Here is a 17228-nt window from a genome sequence, read left to right as displayed (position 1 = left end):
CTAAGGTTTGTGCTGGCACAAGAGCTGTGCGGATGAGCGACCTGGCGCCACAGTCCGGGCGAAAGAAAAGGCGGTGATTGCTCACCGCCTTGCGTGAGGATACGGATGTCGGCTTAGAAGAACTTGTAGCTGGCGCCCAGTTTGAAGTAGCGGCCGATGGCGCCGCTGGCATCCATCGGGTTGTAGCTCATGCCGCCGTAGGTCAGCGGGTCGAGCGGCGCGATCTTGTCGGTCACGTTGTTGATCGAGGCAAACAATTGCAACTGTTTGTTGACGTTCCAGCGGCTCGACAGGTCGAGCGTGGTGAACGAGGCGAGCTTGCAACCGTTCGGCGCCGCGGTGCCGTCGGCCAGCTTGGAAGCGCACGGCTTGCCTTCAAACAGAATGTTCTTCATGTCCGAACGGTAGTTCAGCACGCCGCTGACGTTCCAGTTGCCCAGGTCCCACGAGCCGGTCAGATTGATCTTGTCCTTCGGCGTGCCGGCGCAGTTGGACGTGTCGCAATTGCCATGCGTGCCGGCGAACTGGTAGCGCACGGTGGACGACTCGGCCCGCACCCACGAAGCGATATGGGTCCAGGTCAGGCCGAACGTGGCGCGGCCGTAGTCGCCCAGGCGCACGCGCTGCTTGACGTCCAGGTCGATACCCTTGATCTCCGTGAAGCTGGAGTTGCGGTACGGCGCCTTGGTGATCAGCAAGGTGCCCGTGTTCGGCGTGACGACGCCATTGATGGTCAGGTTGTTGTCGGCGCGGATGGCTGTCGGCAGGGCGGCCGCTTCGTTGTACGGCAGCGGGTTGATCTCGTTTTCACGCTTGATCTTCCAGGCATCGAGCGACAGGCTGGTATCGTTGAAAGGATCCCACACGAGGCCCAGGGTGTAGCCCTTGGATTTTTCCGGCTTGAGGCTGGGGTCGCCGACCTTGACGGCCGCCACTTGCAGTTCGCAGTCGCTGGCATTGGCGCCCGGCAGGCGGGTGCCGCCCGGGCAGCGCACGGGATCGCTCACGGTCGAGGTGCCCGTCGATTGCGAATCGGCATTGCTTTCGGCCGGGCCCGGTGCGCGGAAGCCTTCCGAATACGTGCCGCGCACGGCGAAGGTTTTCAGCGGCGTCCACTTGGCGCCCAGTTTCGGCGTGGTCGACGAGAAACGGTCGTATTTGTCGTAACGCAAGGCGCCCGACAGTTCCACCGTCTTGATGACGGGCGCCAGCACTTCGAGGAACACGGCCGAGACCTTGCTGTCGCCCTTGGCCGCCACGTAGCTGGCGTTGATGGAACCGTCTTCCGTGCCCGTCAGCGATGGATTGTCGAGCTTGTCGCGGCGGTGTTCCGCGCCGATCGCCAGGCCCATGGCGCCACCGGGCAACTGCATCAGTTCGCGCGTGGCCTTGAAGTCGATGATGTCGAGCTTGGTCGTGGAATCGGAGGTGGCGTTCGTCACCATGGCCGCGTACAGCGATGCGGGATTCTTGCCCGCCTGCGCGCCGATGTAGTACGGGAAATATTGGCTGTTCGGATTGCCTAGCGCATCCTTGACGACGGCCATGTTCAGCATGTTGCTGTAATCGAGGTGCAGTTTCGATTCCGAATGCGTGTAGCCGGCATCGTAGTCCCAGCCCATGGCATTGCCCTTGACGCCGAGCACGATGCGGTTGAACTCGTTGTTGGCCGTGCGCGTGCTGGCACCCACGTCGAACGCCTGGTAGCGCACGCGCACCGGCACGCCATACGGATTTTGCGGGTGGTTGGCGGCCAGCACGATGCTGGTGCCGGTGCCGGTGGCGTAGTTGATGACGCCCGCCTTGTTGCCGGCGTTCGGCGGGAAGGCGACGGTGGGCGTGACCGACGGCGGTATCATGGCGAACGCCGTATCGCGCTTCGAGTAGCCCGCTTCCGCATACACCTGGGTGTCGGCATTGACTTGCCAGGTGCCGCGCGTGTACAGGTTGATCGATTCGATCTTCGGCTGCATCGCGCGGAACTGGTCGTGGTGCCACAAACAGCCGCCCTTCGGATCTTGCGGTGAAGACACGGACAAGCTCGAGCAGCCGGGCAGGGACACATAGTTGTTGGTGACGGGGTCGCGGATCAGGCCTGTCGGTGCCGCATTCGCATCGTTGTTGCCATTGATATAGCCGCCGGCGAACTGGGTGTTGATCGCATAGCCATACGGGCGCAGGTCGGCCTTGCCTATCCATTTGCGGCCGGCGCGGTCGCTGTTCATCAGCATGTCCGATTTGCTGTATTCGGCATTGACGACGACATTGAATTTATCCGTATCGAGGTTGCCCTTGCCGAAGGTCAGCGAGGCGCGGTGCTGTTTGGCGTCGCTGTCGCCAGAGATGCCCGTGTCGCCTTTCAGGGTCAGGCCCTCGAAGTCCTTGCGCAAGATGATGTTGACGACGCCGGCGATGGCGTCCGCGCCATAGGTCGACGAGGCGCCGTCCTTGAGGATTTCAATGCGTTCGACGATCTGCATCGGCACTGTGGACAGGTCGGTAAAGCTCTTCTGGCCGTCATCGGCGCGCGCGAACGGCGCCATGCGGCGGCCGTTGAGCAGGACCAGGGTCGAGGTGGCGCCCAGGCCGCGCAGCGAGATGGCCGTGGAACCGGCGGCAAAGCCGTTGCCGAAGCCCGTCGGCAGGGAGCCGGCGCCATCGGCGGTCAGCGTTTGCAGGTATTCGGCGACGGTGGCCTTGCCCGATTTCATCAAGTCGTCGCGGCTGATGACCTGGACCGGCGATGCGGTCTCGGCCGTGGCCCGTTTGATGCTCGAGCCTGTAATTTCCACACGTTGTACATTGGCGTCTTGCGCCATTGCCGGCGCCGCCATCATGCCCAGGCTGAGCGCTGCTACGCTACCCGAAAAAATCAGGCGTACGGAGCGGGACATCACTGTTTCCATCATCATTCTCAGAACTCCGAAAGTGTGCTCGGCCGGCCCTTGTGCGGCACAGCTTTGCCAGGGTGATAAAGATTGCTGCGTCGGCAATCGCCATGGATCAAACGGCATATCGTGTGAGCCGTCGTGATTGATAAGACCACTTGCCGAGAAACCTTGTCAACGCACACACATCTGCTTTCAGCATGGAAACAACAGTGTTTTTTATCATGTTGATGCATTTCAATAATTGCAATTATTTTAATGTTGCAGTGCGATGCGTATTTTCCGTACTGCCATAAAAACAGCTGTCATTGGCAACCATAAGGGTTGCTGCCAGGCCGTTTTTTCATGGACGCCGCCTGTCTATGCTGCGCTGCGGAAGATTCTCCCCGCGAGGCTGGCGGTCGTGGCTGCGCGGCACGCCAGTGCTGCGGCTTTTCGCCCGGCGAACAGAATATGCGTTATCGTTACGCCTTTTTCCGGCTCGCCTGCATGTGGTCGGGGCTGGCGATGAGCAAGGCATAGATCTTGCGAGGATGGACTGGTTTTGGCGGTGGAATCCTGTATCCCAGGGGAAAGCCAGTACAAGCGCACCAATACGGTGCGACAGATAATCGAGATGAAGGGTATTACATGAAGTCACCATGGATGCGGCGCGTGGCGCTGCTCGCCTGCCTGGCCACCCTGCCGCTGGCGGCCGTTGCCGCCGATGCTACCCCTGCTGCCGCAGCCGCGCCGGTGAAAACCTTGCGCTATATCTTGCCGGCCGCCGAGACGGGCTTCGATCCGGCCACCGCGCGCGACCTGTATTCGAACCACATCACGCAGGCCGTCTTCGACACCCTGTACACCTATGATTACCTGGCGCGCCCCGTCAAGGTGGTGCCCGGTGCGGCGGCCGCGATGCCGGAAGTGTCCGCCGACGGCAAGACCTACACCATCCGCCTGAAGAAAGGCATGTATTACACGCCCGACCCCGCATTCGGCGGCAAGCGCCGCGAACTGACGATGGCCGACTACGTGTATTCGTGGAAGCGTTTGTTCGACCCGCGCCTGGCCTCGCCGCACAGCTGGCTGTTCGAAGGCAAGGTGGTGGGACTCGACGATCTGGCCAAGGATGCGGCCAAGTCGAACAAGTTTGACTACAGCAAGAAGGTGGCCGGTCTGGAAATCCTCGACCCGTACACCTTGCGCATCACGCTGACCAAGACCGATTTCAATTTCCCCATGATCCTCGCCTACGTGCCGACGGCGGCGCTGGCGCGTGAAGTGGTGGAGAAATACGGCGACGTGAAGGGCGAAGTGGGTTCGAATCCCGTCGGTACCGGCTACTACACCTTGGGCGAATGGACGCGCGGCAACCGCATCGTCCTGAACCGCAATCCGCAGCACTTGCCCGAAACGTGGAATTTCCTGGCCGGCGACGACCCGGACGACCAGCGCATCGTGCGCCAGATGCAGGGCAAGCGCATTCCCGCCATCGACCGCATTGAAATTTCCGTCATGATCGAGGACCAGTCGCGCTGGCTGTCGTTCCAGAGCGGCGGCACGGACGTGTTCTGGCTCGACGGACCGCTGGCGCCGAAAGCGATGCTCAACGGCAAGCTGCGGCCCGAGCTGGCGGAGAAGGGCGTGCAACTGTCGCGCCTGCTGGATCCCGAGATCAGCTATTACTACTGGAATATGGAAGACCCGACCTTAGGCGGCTTCAGCAAGGAAAAGATCGCCCTGCGCCGTGCCATTGCCATGGCGCACAATATCGACGAAGAAATCCGCATCATCTGGAATGGCCAGGCCAAGCGCCTCGACTATCCGATCCCGCCCGGCGTCGTCGGCTACGATCCTCACTACAAATCCCTGCTGCAATACGATCCCGTGCTGGCAAACAAATTGCTCGACAAATTCGGCTACAAGAAGGGTGCCGATGGCTGGCGTACTTTGCCGGACGGCAAGCCGCTGCTGATCCGCTACGCTTCGCGCAATGAAGCGAACGGCGTGCTGCAGGCGGAAATGTGGCGCAAGACCTATAACTCGCTGGGCATCCGCATGGAAAACGACCGCATGATCTTTTCCGACATTTTAAAGACGGAAAAACAGTGCAAGATGCAGTCGCGCACGGCGCAATGGCTGGCCGACTATCCGGACGGCGACAATTTCATGCAGCTGTTCTACGGTCCGAATACGCACCAGAACAACAATGGCTGCTACCAGGATCCCGAATACGACAAGTGGTATGCGGCCAGCCAGTCCATGCCGGCCAGCCCCGAGCGCGACGCGCTTTACCACCAGATGGCGCGCCGCCTGGAAGTGAACGCGGGCGCCCTGATCGGCTATGCGCGCTACCGCAACATGCTGGCGCAAAAGTCGGTGCTCGGCTACAAGAAGCACCCGATCATGTTCCAGGAGTGGGCGTACATGGATATCGACAGCAATGGTGCGCCGGTGGCGCCAGCTGCCGACTCGGCTAAAAAATAAGCGCAGCTTATAACAACAAGGAATCATTATGTTTGCTTATATCCTGCGCCGCCTGTGGCAGATGCTGCCCACCATGCTGGGCGTCGTCCTGCTGGTGTTTATCCTGTTCAACTGGGTGGGCGGCGACCCCGCCTACATCCTGGCCGGCAAGATGTCGAGTGCCGAGAGCATCGCCAACATCCGCCGCCAGCTCGGCGTCGACCAGCCGTACTATGTACAGCTATGGATCTTCATCAAGCAGATCGTCACGTTCGACTTCGGCCAGAGCTGGGCCACGGGCGAATCCGTGTCGCACATCATCACCTCGCGCCTGGGCCCGTCGATGATGGTCCTGATCCCGCTGACCGTGCTGGAAACGTTCTTTGGCGTAGCGCTGGCGCTGGCCATCGCTTTCGTGCGCGGCTCGCTGACGGACCGCGCCGTCATGATCGCCTGCACGGTGGGCATGTCGATTTCCATTCTCGTCTACATCATCGTCTTCCAGTATGGCTTTGCTTATAAACTGGGCCTGTTCCCCGTGCAGGGCTGGGGCGACAGCTTCTGGGAAAACCTGCTGCGCTATTCGACCTTGCCGATCTTGATCGGCTTGGCCGTCTCGATCGCGCCGACCCTGCGCCTGTTCCGCACCTTCGTGCTGGACGAGGCCAACCAGGATTACGTGCGCACGGCGCGCGCCAAGGGCCTCAAGGAAGGCCGCATCATGTGGGTGCACGTGCTGCGCAACGCCGCCATTCCCATCATTACCTATGTGATGTCGAACTTGCCGGCCCTGCTGATCGGCGCTTTCCTGCTCGAGCGCTTCTTCGGCATCCCCGGTATCGGGCGTGAAGTGATCCTGGCCGTCGAGCGCAGCGACTTTCCGGTGATCAAGGCGATCACCGTCTATGTTGCCGCCGCCACCATGCTCTTCAACCTGCTCACCGACCTGCTGTACCAGGCGGTCGATCCTCGCGTACAACTGAAGTAGAAAGAGACGATGTCGAAACCTCATACATCGCCCGGCCTGTGGGCCCTGGCGTGGCGCCGTTTGCGCGGCGACAAGATTGCAATGGTATCGCTGGCCGTGGTCGGCGCCTTTTTCCTGCTGGTGCTGGCATCGGCCAGCGGCCTGGTCGCCTCGAATTGGGAAGACGAAGTGGCCGTCAGCTACGCGCCGCCCACGTTTGTCGGCGCCGACAAGGACGGCGCCGCCGATGGCGCGATACATGCGCCGGACGAGCGCAGCGCGCCGACACCCGTCAACGTGCTTGATCCTTTGGCCGACGACATCGCCGAACTGCGCGCCCAGATGGGCAGCAATCCATCGGCTGGCGTGGAGATGTACGGCGTTACCGACCCGCTGGCCGACGACTTGACGGCCTTGCGCGCCGGCATGGGCAAGGCCAAGAAACTCGTCACGCACAAGGCGGCGACACTGCCGTTCGGCGCCGACAAGTGGGGCCATGACATTATTCAGAAAACCATCAAGGGCGGTGAAACGTCGATCGTCGTGGGCCTGGTGGCAGCCTTGCTGGCCGTCGTGCTGGGCACCTTGTTTGGCGCCGTGTCGGGCTATTTCGGCGGCGTCGTCGATGATTTCTTCAACTGGTTCTACAGCATCTTTACGTCGATTCCATCCATCCTGATGATCTTGACGGTGGCGGCCGTGCTGCAGCAAAAGGGCGTGCTGACCATCGTGCTGATCCTCGGCTTGACGGGCTGGACGGGGCCGTACCGTTTGATCCGCGCCGAATACATCAAGCACAAGGCGCGCGAATACGTGATGGCGGCCGACGCCATCGGCGCCTCGCACTGGCGCAAGATGTTCTCGCACATCTTCCCCAACGTGAGCCACGTGGCTTTGGTGCAGATGTCCATCCTCGTGGTGGGCTTCATCAAGGCCGAAGTGATTCTGAGCTTCCTCGGCTTTGGCGTGCCGGTGGGTACCGTCTCGTGGGGCAGCATGCTTAACGAGGCACAAAATGAACTGATCCTGGGCAAATGGTGGCAGCTGACAGCCGCTGCCACGGCGATGGCCGTGCTGGTGACGGCGTTCTCGCTGTTTACCGATGCCTTGCGCGATGCGCTCGACCCCAAAGTGAAATAGGAGTTGCTCATGGACCAGAATAACCTGTTGGAAGTGCGCGATCTGCGCGTCACCTTCCGCCTGGACAAGAAGACCACGTTCGAAGCCGTCAAGGGCATCTCGTTCAACGTGCCGCGCAACAGCACCGTCGCGCTGGTGGGCGAATCGGGCAGCGGCAAGTCCGTCAGCTCGCTGGCCGTGATGGGCTTGCTGCCGCCGGATAACACCATCATCGATCCCGCCTCGAGCATCCATTTTGGCGGGCGCAATTTGCTGGACCTGTCGATCGCCGAGCGGCGCACCATGTGCGGCAAGGATATCTCGATGATCTTCCAGGAGCCGATGTCGTCGCTGAACCCTGTGTTCACCGTCGGTTTCCAGATCGCGGAAGTATTGCGCCAGCACATGGGCATGAACCGCAAGCAGGCGCGGGCGCGTACGCTGGCGCTGCTCGAGGAAGTAGGCATTCCCGACCCGGCCACGAAGATCGACGCCTACCCGAGCCAGATGTCGGGTGGCCAGCAGCAGCGCGTGATGATCGCCATGGCGATCGCCTGCGAACCGAAACTCTTGATCGCGGACGAACCGACGACGGCGCTGGACGTGACGATCCAGAAGCAGATCATGGACTTGATCGCGGCGCTGCAAAAGAAACATCAGATGTCCGTGCTGTTCATTACCCACGACCTGGGCCTGGTGGGGGAGATCGCCGACCAGGTGATCGTCATGCGCCATGGCGAAGTGCGCGAAACGGGCGAGGTGCGCCAGGTATTCGAAGCGCCGCAAGACAGTTATACCAAGGCCCTGCTGCATTGCCGCCCCTCGCTCGATGAGCGCCCGTGGCGCCTGCCCGTGATTGCCGATTACATGGAAGGCAAGGCCGGTCCCGGTGTCGAGGTGAAGCAGCGCACGCGCGGCTACACGCCCGGTGACGAACCGGTGCTGGTGGTAAATAACCTGAGCAAAAGTTTTTATACGCGCGAAGGCCTGTTCGGCAAACGCGAGTTCCAGGCCGTCAAGGATGTGTCGTTCACTTTGCCGCGCGGCAAGACCCTGGGCGTGGTGGGCGAATCCGGCTCCGGCAAGACGACGGTGGGCCTGACCTTGTTGCGCCTGCACCAGGCGACGGGCGGCACGGCCATGTTCCACGGCAAGGACCTGATTGCCATGCCGAACAAGGAGTATTTGCCGTATAAACGCCGCATCCAGATCATCTTCCAGAATCCGTATGCGTCCTTGAATCCCAGGTTTACCGTCGGACAGATATTGCTCGAACCGATGCGCATCCACAGCATCGGCGCCGATGACAAGGAACGCATCGCCAAGGCCTACTGGCTGCTCGATAAGGTCGGCTTGCCGGAACAGGCCTTCCACCGCTATCCACACGAGTTCTCGGGTGGCCAACGCCAGCGCATCGCCATTGCCCGCTGCCTGACCATGCAGCCGGAAATCCTCGTCTGCGACGAATCCGTGTCGGCGCTGGACGTGTCGGTGCAGGCGCAGGTGCTCAATCTGTTGCAGGACTTGCAGGATGAATTCGGCCTGTCCTACATCTTCATTTCGCACGACTTATCGGTGGTGAAATACATCGCCGACCAGGTGATGGTGATGCACAAGGGGCAAGTGGTGGAGCTGGCCGATTCGGATGAACTGTACCGCAATCCCGTGCATCCGTACACGCGTACCTTATTGAGCGCCATACCGAAGGGCGTGCAAATCTAAACACGCTTTTACGGTAAGATAGCGACCATGCCCAACCTCATTTACCTGCTCGAACATTACGGTGTCCTGATAGTCTTTGGCATCGTGCTGGTGGAGCAGCTCGGCCTGCCGATTCCCGCTTTTCCCATCCTCGTGGTGGCGGGGGCGCTGGCTGTCGATGGCGACATGAATGGGGCGCTGGTGCTGGCCGCCGCGTTGAGTGCCTGCCTGATCAGTGACTTCACGTGGTTCCGCGCGGGCCGCCATTTTGGCAAGCGCATCCTGCGGCTGCTGTGCCGTATCTCGCTGTCGCCCGATTACTGCGTCAGCCAGACGGAAGACAAATTCAAGCGCTGGGGCCCGAAAGCGCTGATCGTCTCCAAGTTCGTGCCGGGCTTCAATACCGTCGCCGCGCCCATGTCGGGCGCGCTGGGCACGCCGCCTGGCCTGTTCTTCCTGTACGCGGGCCTGGGCGCCTTGCTGTGGAGCGGTACGGGCATCGTCGTCGGCGTGATTTTCCATTCCAGCGTGCAGCAGGTGCTCGACTTGCTCAGCACCATGGGCAGCACGGCCTTGCTGATGCTGGCCACCTTGCTGGGCTTGTTCCTGCTGTACAAATTCCTCGAACGCCGGCGTTTCCGCCAGGCCTTGCAGATCGAGCGCATCGGCATCGATGAATTGCTCGAACTCATAGAGCAGGGCGAGGAGCCGCTGATGGTCGATGCGCGCAGTGCCACGGCCCAGGCGCTGGAACCGGCCGTACCGGGCGCCTTGTTCTTCAATGGCAAGGAGCCGGTGCCCGCCATGATCGCCATGGACAAGGACCGCCACATCATCGTGTATTGCAGCTGTCCCAACGACGTGACGGCCGCGCAAGTGGCCAAACTGCTGCACCAGCACGGCTTTCACCGCGCCAAGCCTCTGCATGGCGGCCTGGACGCCTGGAATGCCGCCTACCGCTCGGACCAGCCGGCGCCCGCCAGCCTGCTGGGCGAAGGCTTGCCCTCCTGATTGCGCTGCTTCCTGCTCGCCAGGCGGGCAGTCAAAAACCGGTAGTAATAATACGAAAACCGCTTTGCGGCAGCGTCAGGACGGCGGCGCCGCACCCGCGCCGCCGCGTACAAAGCGGCTTTGCGCAAACTCCGGCATACTGTGTTTTCAAGGCGGCTCCTGCTGCTGTGCAGCATGCTTTTCGTGCGCCTGATGAGTGCAAGCACTTACTATAAATCATTGTTTCTAAGCAATTTTGGCGTTGCCTGTTGCATTTGGAGTGGAACTACCAATAAAGGCTTGTTTTGATGTACTTAAACTACAAACTTCGCTTGCCTCCGGGCGCATTCATCCTTTAAGCTTGGCGTCCCATGCGTCCCACTTCATCATTTAAAATCATGAGCGCTTCGTCTTCTCCCGTACTGCCGACTTCCGCCTTCGCCGATGGACCGCGCCTGCTGGCCGACGTGGGCGGCACCAATGCCCGTTTCGCCCTGGAAGTGGCCGCTGGCCACATCACCCTGGTGGAAGTATTGCCCTGTGCCGATTACCCTAGCCTGTCCGCCGCCCTGCAAGCCTACCTGGCCTTGCCGCACATCGCTGCCGCTGGCGGGCAAGCCGTGCGCCATGCCGTGATCGCCATCGCCAACCCGGTCGACGGCGATTTCCTCAGCATGACGAACCACCACTGGTCGTTCTCGATCCGCGCCATGCGCGAAGAGTGCGGTTTCACGACCCTGGACGTGGTCAACGATTTCACGGCGCTGGCGCGCTCCTTGCCGCAACTGTCGAGCGAGCAAAAGCACCAGGTGGGCGCGGGCACGGCCCGTCCGAACACGGCCATCGGCCTGATCGGCGCCGGCACGGGCCTGGGCGTGTCTGGCCTGATTCCGTCGCACGGCGGCTGGATCGCCCTGCAAAGCGAAGGCGGCCACGTCAGCTTTGCGCCGTTCAACGAAGTGGAAGTGAGCATCCTGCAATTCGCCTGGCGCGAATACGAGCACGTCTCGGCCGAACGCTTGATTTCCGGCGATGGCCTGGAACTGATCTACCGTGCCCTGGCCGACCGCGCGGGCGTGCCGGCCGAAGACTTGACGGCGGCGGAAATCACGCGCCGCGCGCTGGCCGGTGAATCGCAGCTGTGCGACGACGTCATCGAAGCGTTCTGCTGCATGCTCGGCACCGTGGCGGGCAACGTCGCCGTCACCCTGGGCGCGCTGGGCGGTATCTATATCGGCGGCGGCATCGTGCCACGCCTGGGCGCGCGTTTCGACCGCTCCGGTTTCCGCGCCCGCTTCGAGCGCAAGGGCCGCTTCGCCAATTACGTCTCGCAAGTGCCGACCTTCGTCATCACGGCGCAGTACCCAGCTTTCCTGGGCGCATCGGCCATTCTCTCGGAGAAACTCGCCTCCCTGTGACGCGGGCAAGCGGGCGATGTGTCGCGCCAGGGCCGGGTAAAACGCGTGTTTTGCCCGGTTTTGCGCTTTTCCGCTTTTTATCAGGTACAATTGGCATCGTTGGATGAAACGACGACTGTCGCTCTCCTGTCTGGCTGGTTCGCCGCCACGGGAAAAGCAGCTGCTCCGGAGTTCGTTTCATTGCTGGTTATTTAAGGCCAGCACCATGGATGGCAGGACTTTCACTGCATCCGCTTTAGTCCCGCTTTGCGCGCATCGGCCAAGGCGTCGGAAAAACAGCCTCAACTAGTAACCCAGCACGGCGTCATCATCGATGTCTGCCATCTGTTACGTTGAAATGAACGTTTTTGATTTCTTTCTCTGCATACGAATTGCAACACACATCCGCACAGAATTGCTATGAATACAATTGAGGCTAAAAAAGTCCTCGAAACCGCGTTGCTGTGCGCTCGTGAATCGCTGACGATCCACAGCTTGAAGAAGCTGTTCGTCGATGCGGACGAGAATGGTCGCGTGCGCGGTGTCGGCGTTGGCGCCGATACGATCAAGCAGTTGCTGGAAGAGTTGCGCGATGAATGGGAAGGGCGCGGCATCGAGATCGTCAGTCTCGCATCGGGCTGGCGCTTTCAAAGCCGCCCGGAAATGAAGATGTATCTCGACCGTTTGACGCCCGAGCGGCCGCCCAAGTATTCACGGGCAACCTTGGAAACCCTCGCCATCATCGCCTACCGCCAGCCGGTGACGCGCGGCGATATCGAGGAAATTCGCGGCGTTGCCGTCAATTCGCAGACGATCAAGATGCTGGAAGACCGTGGCTGGGTCGATGCCATCGGCTACCGTGACGTGGTGGGACGGCCGGCCTTGCTGGCCACCACCAAGCAATTTTTGGATGACCTGGGTTTGCAATCGCTGTCCCAGCTGCCGCCTTTGCAGCAAATCAGCGAGATGCAGGGCAATGGGCTCGAAGCCCTGGAAGCGGCCCTGCAGGAAAATTTTGACAAGGCAAGCAATGAGCTTGTCCCCCAGCTTGGTGCAGGTAGCAATACGGCTGTGACAGATGTAGATGTGACAGCAAGCCTTGATGCCGGCCCCGATGCTTCGCCCACGGACGAAGCCTACACTCACGACCCTGCGCCAGAACTAACGGTTGACGCTGCGCCAGGTCAGCACAGCCAAGAAACGAAGAATGAATAATCCGAACACACCCGAGACAGTTACCGCCAGCGACGAAGCCATCGTTGCCAAGCCCAAGCGCCGCACCAAGGCCCAGATCGAAGCTGATACGGCCGCTGCCGTTGCTGCAGGCGACACCGCCGCTGCCAAGCCGAAGCGCCGCACGAAAGCCGACGTGGCCGCCGATGCGCCCGTCGCTGCTGAAGCAGAAGCTGCGCCAGCCGCCAAGAAAACCCGCGCCAAGCCAGCCTTGAAGGCCGTGGCCGATGCCGCCGAAGCGGCTGCCGAAGCCGTTGCCGCCCCTGCACCGCGTCCGCCGCGCGCCCGCGCTGCCGCCAAGGCTGCTGCCGCCGTCGCTGAAACGGCGCCCGAAGCCGTTGCTGACAAGCCGGCCGAAGCACGCCCGACCCGTGGTCCGCGCCAGATGCGTGGCGTGCAGGCGGAACGCGCACTGCGCCAGCCGCCACGCGCCGAAGCGCCGCAGGCAGCCGACGCCGCGCCTGTCGCAGAGCAGGCCGCCGCGCCTGTCGCCGATGTGTTCGATGCCGAAGGCAACCTCGTGTCCGGTCCGCGCCTGCCGCGCGGTCCGCGCAACGACGTGCCGGGCGCCGGCAAGAATGCCGGCAAGAGCCGTAAAAAGGGCAAGGGCCGCCAGGCTGCGCCAGGCAAGCTCAGCGACGCTGACGCTGTCTTCTCGTTCGTTACCTCCGACGCGTTCGACAGCGAAGAGGGCGGCACGGGCCGCGTACAGAAAGTGGCCGTGCGCCGCGACCTGACGTCCGACGACGACGCGCCGAAGCTGCACAAGGTGCTGGCCGAAGCCGGTCTCGGTTCGCGCCGCGACATGGAAGACCTGATCATTTCGGGCCGCGTGTCCGTCAATGGCGAGCCGGCCCACATCGGCCAGCGCATCCTGCCGAGCGACCACGTGCGTATCAACGGCAAGTTGATCCAGCGCCGCGTCAGCAAGAAGCCGCCGCGCGTGTTGGTCTACCACAAGCCGGCCGGCGAAATCGTCAGCCACAACGACCCGGACGGCCGTCCATCCGTGTTCGACCGCCTGCCGACCATGAAGGCGGGCAAGTGGCTGGCCGTTGGCCGCCTCGACTTCAACACGGAAGGCTTGCTGCTGTTTACCACCTCCGGTGACCTGGCCAACCGTCTGATGCACCCGCGCTACGGCATCGACCGCGAGTACGCCGTGCGTACCCTGGGCGAGCTGGAAGAGGGCATGCGCCAGAAGCTGCTGGCCGGCGTCGAGCTGGAAGACGGCCTGGCGCAGTTCTCGAAGATCGCCGATGGCGGCGGCGAAGGCATCAACAAGTGGTATCGCGTGGTGATCGGCGAAGGCCGTAACCGCGAAGTGCGCCGCATGTTCGAAGCGATCGGCCTGACTGTGTCGCGCCTGATCCGTACCCGCTACGGCGCCATGACCCTGCCGAGCGGCCTGAAACGCGGCCGCTGGGAAGAGATGGATGAAAACACCGTGCGCGATCTGTTGACCGCCTACGGCATCGAAAAGAAAATGCCGGCATCGGGCGATCCCCGTGCCGCTGGCGCCGCCAAGGGCCGCGAAGCGCGCAAGGCGAGTCGCGATGACGAGCCGAATGGCAACCGTATCGATGTGAGCAACCGCAACGCCGATCCTTTCCCGGTCGCGCCGCGCCGTGGCCAGCCGCAAGGCCAGTTTGCCCGTCCGCAAGGCCAGGGTCGTCCAGGCGGCGCCGGTCGTCCAGGCGAAGCCCGTGGTCCTGGCCGTGGCCAGCCGCAAGGCCCGTTCCAGGGCGGCCAGCCCCGTTCGTCGGCCTCGTTCGAAGGCGCGCCGCAAGGCCAGGGCCGTCCGCCGCGTGCGGCAGGCCAGGGTCAAGGTCGTCCGGCCGGTGGCGGCGAAGGCCGCGCGCCGCAGCGCGGTCCGCGTCAGCCCGATCCGCTGCAAACGGCATTCGGCTTCGCCAACACGGGTCCGCGCCGCAATACGGGTGGTGGCGCCGGTGGGCAAGCGCGTTCCGGTGGCCAGCCGCGTGGCGGCATGGATCGTGGCGGCATGGATCGTGGCGGCATGGATGGCATGCCGCGCCGCCGCAGCAAAGGTTAATCGGGAAGAGTTTCTTCTTGCGCGCCCGCCGATCTGCCGCGGGTGCGCGCTCTTGTAACTGTTGTAAGCCGGGCCGCTCCTCGTGTGCGGCATTGCGGCGAAGTTAATAAGAGGTTATAATCTGCAGCCTAATAAAAGTTCTCCGCAGGGTTGTTTGGTGGGGAGTGCTTTCATCTGGTTGGGGAAATACAAGAAGATGGGCAGATGCCCATTTTTTTTTTGTTGAACCGTTTGTAATGGCTCCGCAAGGGGCCATATATGACTTGAATGCGTGTTTTTGCATGGTGTCGGCGCTCATTGCGGCGCTGTCATGCCGAAAACGGGCCTTATTTCTGGAGAATTTTTTGCAGCAGTTGGGATTAATTGAAAAGACAGTTACAGGTCTGGGCTATGAGCTCGTTGATGTCGAACGTGCCGAGCGCGGGCTGCTGCGCGTCTTTATTGATTTCAGCGCCGCCGATGCCGCTGAAAAAGGTCCGATCACGGTCGAAGACTGTGCCACGGTGAGTCACCAGTTATCGCATGTGTTGACGGTAGAGAACGTTCCTTACGAACGTCTCGAGATTTCTTCCCCGGGTCTCGATCGTCCGGTGCGCAAGCTGGAAGACTTCGTCCGTTTCGCAGGCCAGGAAATCATCGTCAAGCTGACTGTGGCGATGCCGGGTACGAACAACCGGAAATCGTTCCAGGGGATTCTGCAAGAACCCGTGGGCGATAAATTGTCGTTGGAATTTGAAGGTAAGGATGGTCCGGCGATGTTGGAGTTTACGCTCGCCGATGTGGATAAGGCACGCTTGGTGCCGCAGGTGGTTTTTAAGGGACGCAAAGCATGAGCCGCGAAGTTTTATTATTGGTTGACGCGCTGGCGCGCGAAAAAAACGTCGATAAAGATGTCGTCTTCGGCGCCCTCGAATTCGCGTTGGCGCAAGCCACGAAGAAACGGTATGAGGGTGAGGTAGACATCCGCGTTTCGATCGACCGCGAAACGGGCGAATTCGAATCGTTCCGCCGCTGGCACGTCGTGCCCGATGAAGCGGGCCTGCAATTGCCGGATCAGGAGATCCTGCATTTCGAGGCAAAAGAACAGATCGCCGATATCGAAGTCGATGACCATATCGAAGAACCGATCGAATCCGTCGAATTCGGCCGCCGTTTCGCCCAGGATACCAAACAGGTTGTCCTGCAGCGCGTACGTGACGCCGAACGCGAACAGATCCTGGTCGACTTCCTGGAACGCGGCGATTCGCTCGTCACCGGCACCATCAAGCGCATGGAACGCGGCGACGCCATCGTCGAATCGGGCAAGATCGAAGCGCGTCTGCCACGCGACCAGATGATCCCGAAAGAGAATCTGCGTATCGGCGACCGTGTGCGTGCCTTCATCTTGCGTATCGACCGCAACATGCGCGGCCCGCAAGTGATTCTGTCGCGCACCGCGCCGGAATTCATCATGAAGCTGTTCGAACTGGAAGTGCCGGAAATCGAGCAAGGCATGCTGGAAATCAAATCCGCAGCCCGCGATGCCGGCGTCCGCGCCAAGATCGCCGTCTACACGGCCGACAAGCGCATCGACCCGATCGGTACTTGCGTCGGCATGCGCGGTTCGCGCGTGCAGGCCGTGACCGGCGAACTCGGTGGCGAACGTGTCGACATCGTGCTGTGGTCGGAAGATCCGGCGCAGTTCGTCATCGGCGCCCTGGCGCCGGCGAACGTGTCGTCGATCATGGTCGATGAAGAAAAACACGCGATGGATGTCGTCGTGGACGAAGAAAACCTGGCAATCGCGATCGGCCGTTCCGGCCAGAACGTGCGCCTGGCCTCGGACCTGACCGGCTGGAAGATCAACATCATGACGGCCGAAGAATCGGCTGACAAAGCTGCCCAGGAAACGGCTGCCGTGCGCATCCTGTTCATGGAAAAGCTCGATGTCGACCAGGAAGTGGCCGATATTCTGGTGGAAGAAGGTTTCGCCAGTCTGGAAGAAATCGCTTACGTGCCAATTTCCGAAATGCTGGAAATCGAATCGTTTGACGAAGATACCGTCAATGAACTCCGTACCCGTGCGCGTGATGCGCTCGTGACCGAAGCGATTGCTTCGGAAGAGGGTCTGGAAGGCATGGACGAGGCGTTGGTGGGTCTGGAAGGCATGGACCGCATTACCGCCGGCAAGCTGGGTCTGGCTGGTATCAAGACCGTTGAAGCATTTGCAGCACTGGCATACGACGAATTTGGCGCAATCCTGGCCTTGTCTGCGGACCGTGCGCGTGAACTGATTACAAGTGAATTTAAAGATGTGACCGACGATGAGATGAAGTTGGTTGACTCGAAATACGACGATCGTGCCAAGGCGTTGCAAGCCAAGGCATGGAGTCTGGCCGAATCCGCAAAGGCTTAATTTGAGTATCTTTATCATCTCCGCGACACAT

General features: G+C 61.4%; 11 protein-coding genes. 10 read left to right on the top strand and 1 reads right to left on the bottom strand.

The annotated features are described in order from the left end of the window. Positions 1-113 precede the first annotated feature (113 nt). The gene (locus AC54AG_RS13575) at positions 114-2894 is read right to left on the bottom strand and encodes a TonB-dependent receptor (RefSeq protein WP_496630632.1); all 2781 of its coding nucleotides are present in this window, start codon (positions 2892-2894) and stop codon (positions 114-116) included. A gap of 624 nt (positions 2895-3518) precedes the next feature. On the opposite strand from AC54AG_RS13575, the gene AC54AG_RS13570 reads away from it, so the two are divergent. The 10 genes from AC54AG_RS13570 (at position 3519) to nusA (ending at position 17197) form a co-directional block, all read left to right on the top strand. Next, positions 3519-5360: an ABC transporter substrate-binding protein gene (locus AC54AG_RS13570; RefSeq protein WP_496630631.1), complete on the top strand. Its 1842-nt coding sequence runs from the start codon at positions 3519-3521 to the stop codon at positions 5358-5360. A 28-nt stretch (positions 5361-5388) separates the two neighbouring features. Next, positions 5389-6327, top strand: coding sequence for an ABC transporter permease (locus AC54AG_RS13565; RefSeq protein WP_034760169.1), 939 nt, complete (start codon positions 5389-5391; stop codon positions 6325-6327). Between the two features lie 9 nt (positions 6328-6336). Further along, positions 6337-7446 carry an ABC transporter permease gene (locus AC54AG_RS13560; RefSeq protein WP_496630629.1) on the top strand — a complete coding sequence of 370 codons (1110 nt, stop codon included), beginning with the start codon at positions 6337-6339 and terminating at the stop codon, positions 7444-7446. A gap of 9 nt (positions 7447-7455) precedes the next feature. Then, entirely contained in the window at positions 7456-9147 is a 1692-nt protein-coding gene (locus tag AC54AG_RS13555) for an ABC transporter ATP-binding protein (RefSeq protein WP_331777550.1), read from the top strand. A 27-nt stretch (positions 9148-9174) separates the two neighbouring features. Next, on the top strand, positions 9175-10137 hold the full coding sequence (locus tag AC54AG_RS13550; protein ID WP_319992367.1) for a VTT domain-containing protein: 963 nt from the start codon (positions 9175-9177) through the stop codon (positions 10135-10137). 377 nt (positions 10138-10514) lie between these two features. After that, on the top strand, positions 10515-11534 hold the full coding sequence (locus AC54AG_RS13545; protein ID WP_219329499.1) for a glucokinase: 1020 nt from the start codon (positions 10515-10517) through the stop codon (positions 11532-11534). Between the two features lie 399 nt (positions 11535-11933). Next, complete coding sequence (gene scpB / locus AC54AG_RS13540; protein WP_034760153.1) at positions 11934-12728, top strand: SMC-Scp complex subunit ScpB; 795 nt, start codon at positions 11934-11936, stop codon at positions 12726-12728. Further along, the gene (gene rluB, locus AC54AG_RS13535) at positions 12721-14802 is read left to right on the top strand and encodes a 23S rRNA pseudouridine(2605) synthase RluB (protein ID WP_496630627.1); all 2082 of its coding nucleotides are present in this window, start codon (positions 12721-12723) and stop codon (positions 14800-14802) included. Before scpB ends, rluB begins: the two co-directional genes overlap by 8 nt. Before the next feature lie 344 nt (positions 14803-15146). Beyond that, positions 15147-15635, top strand: a complete 489-nt coding sequence (gene rimP, locus AC54AG_RS13530) for a ribosome maturation factor RimP (RefSeq protein WP_034760462.1) — start codon at positions 15147-15149, stop codon at positions 15633-15635. Continuing rightward, positions 15632-17197, top strand: a complete 1566-nt coding sequence (nusA, locus tag AC54AG_RS13525; protein ID WP_034760148.1) for a transcription termination factor NusA — start codon at positions 15632-15634, stop codon at positions 17195-17197. The genes rimP and nusA overlap by 4 nt, the downstream gene beginning before the upstream one ends. The last annotated feature ends 31 nt before the right edge of the window (positions 17198-17228 follow it).

It is taken from the genome of Janthinobacterium sp. BCJ23, from assembly GCF_059617945.1.
The sequence above is the reverse complement of the archived record's forward strand: the minus strand, read 5'-3'. Positions and strand labels throughout refer to the sequence as shown.

What these genes read in the sequence shown, in the direction of transcription:
- AC54AG_RS13560 (WP_496630629.1), top strand. Translation starts at nt 6,337, where the DNA reads ATGTCGAAACCTCATACATCGCCCGGCCTGTGGGCCCTGGCGTGGCGC.
- rluB (WP_496630627.1), top strand. Translation starts at nt 12,721, where the DNA reads ATGAATAATCCGAACACACCCGAGACAGTTACCGCCAGCGACGAAGCC.
- scpB (WP_034760153.1), top strand. Translation starts at nt 11,934, where the DNA reads ATGAATACAATTGAGGCTAAAAAAGTCCTCGAAACCGCGTTGCTGTGC.
- AC54AG_RS13550 (WP_319992367.1), top strand. Translation starts at nt 9,175, where the DNA reads ATGCCCAACCTCATTTACCTGCTCGAACATTACGGTGTCCTGATAGTC.
- AC54AG_RS13570 (WP_496630631.1), top strand. Translation starts at nt 3,519, where the DNA reads ATGAAGTCACCATGGATGCGGCGCGTGGCGCTGCTCGCCTGCCTGGCC.
- AC54AG_RS13555 (WP_331777550.1), top strand. Translation starts at nt 7,456, where the DNA reads ATGGACCAGAATAACCTGTTGGAAGTGCGCGATCTGCGCGTCACCTTC.
- AC54AG_RS13545 (WP_219329499.1), top strand. Translation starts at nt 10,515, where the DNA reads ATGAGCGCTTCGTCTTCTCCCGTACTGCCGACTTCCGCCTTCGCCGAT.
- nusA (WP_034760148.1), top strand. Translation starts at nt 15,632, where the DNA reads ATGAGCCGCGAAGTTTTATTATTGGTTGACGCGCTGGCGCGCGAAAAA.
- AC54AG_RS13575 (WP_496630632.1), bottom strand. Translation starts at nt 2,894, where the DNA reads ATGTCCCGCTCCGTACGCCTGATTTTTTCGGGTAGCGTAGCAGCGCTC.
- AC54AG_RS13565 (WP_034760169.1), top strand. Translation starts at nt 5,389, where the DNA reads ATGTTTGCTTATATCCTGCGCCGCCTGTGGCAGATGCTGCCCACCATG.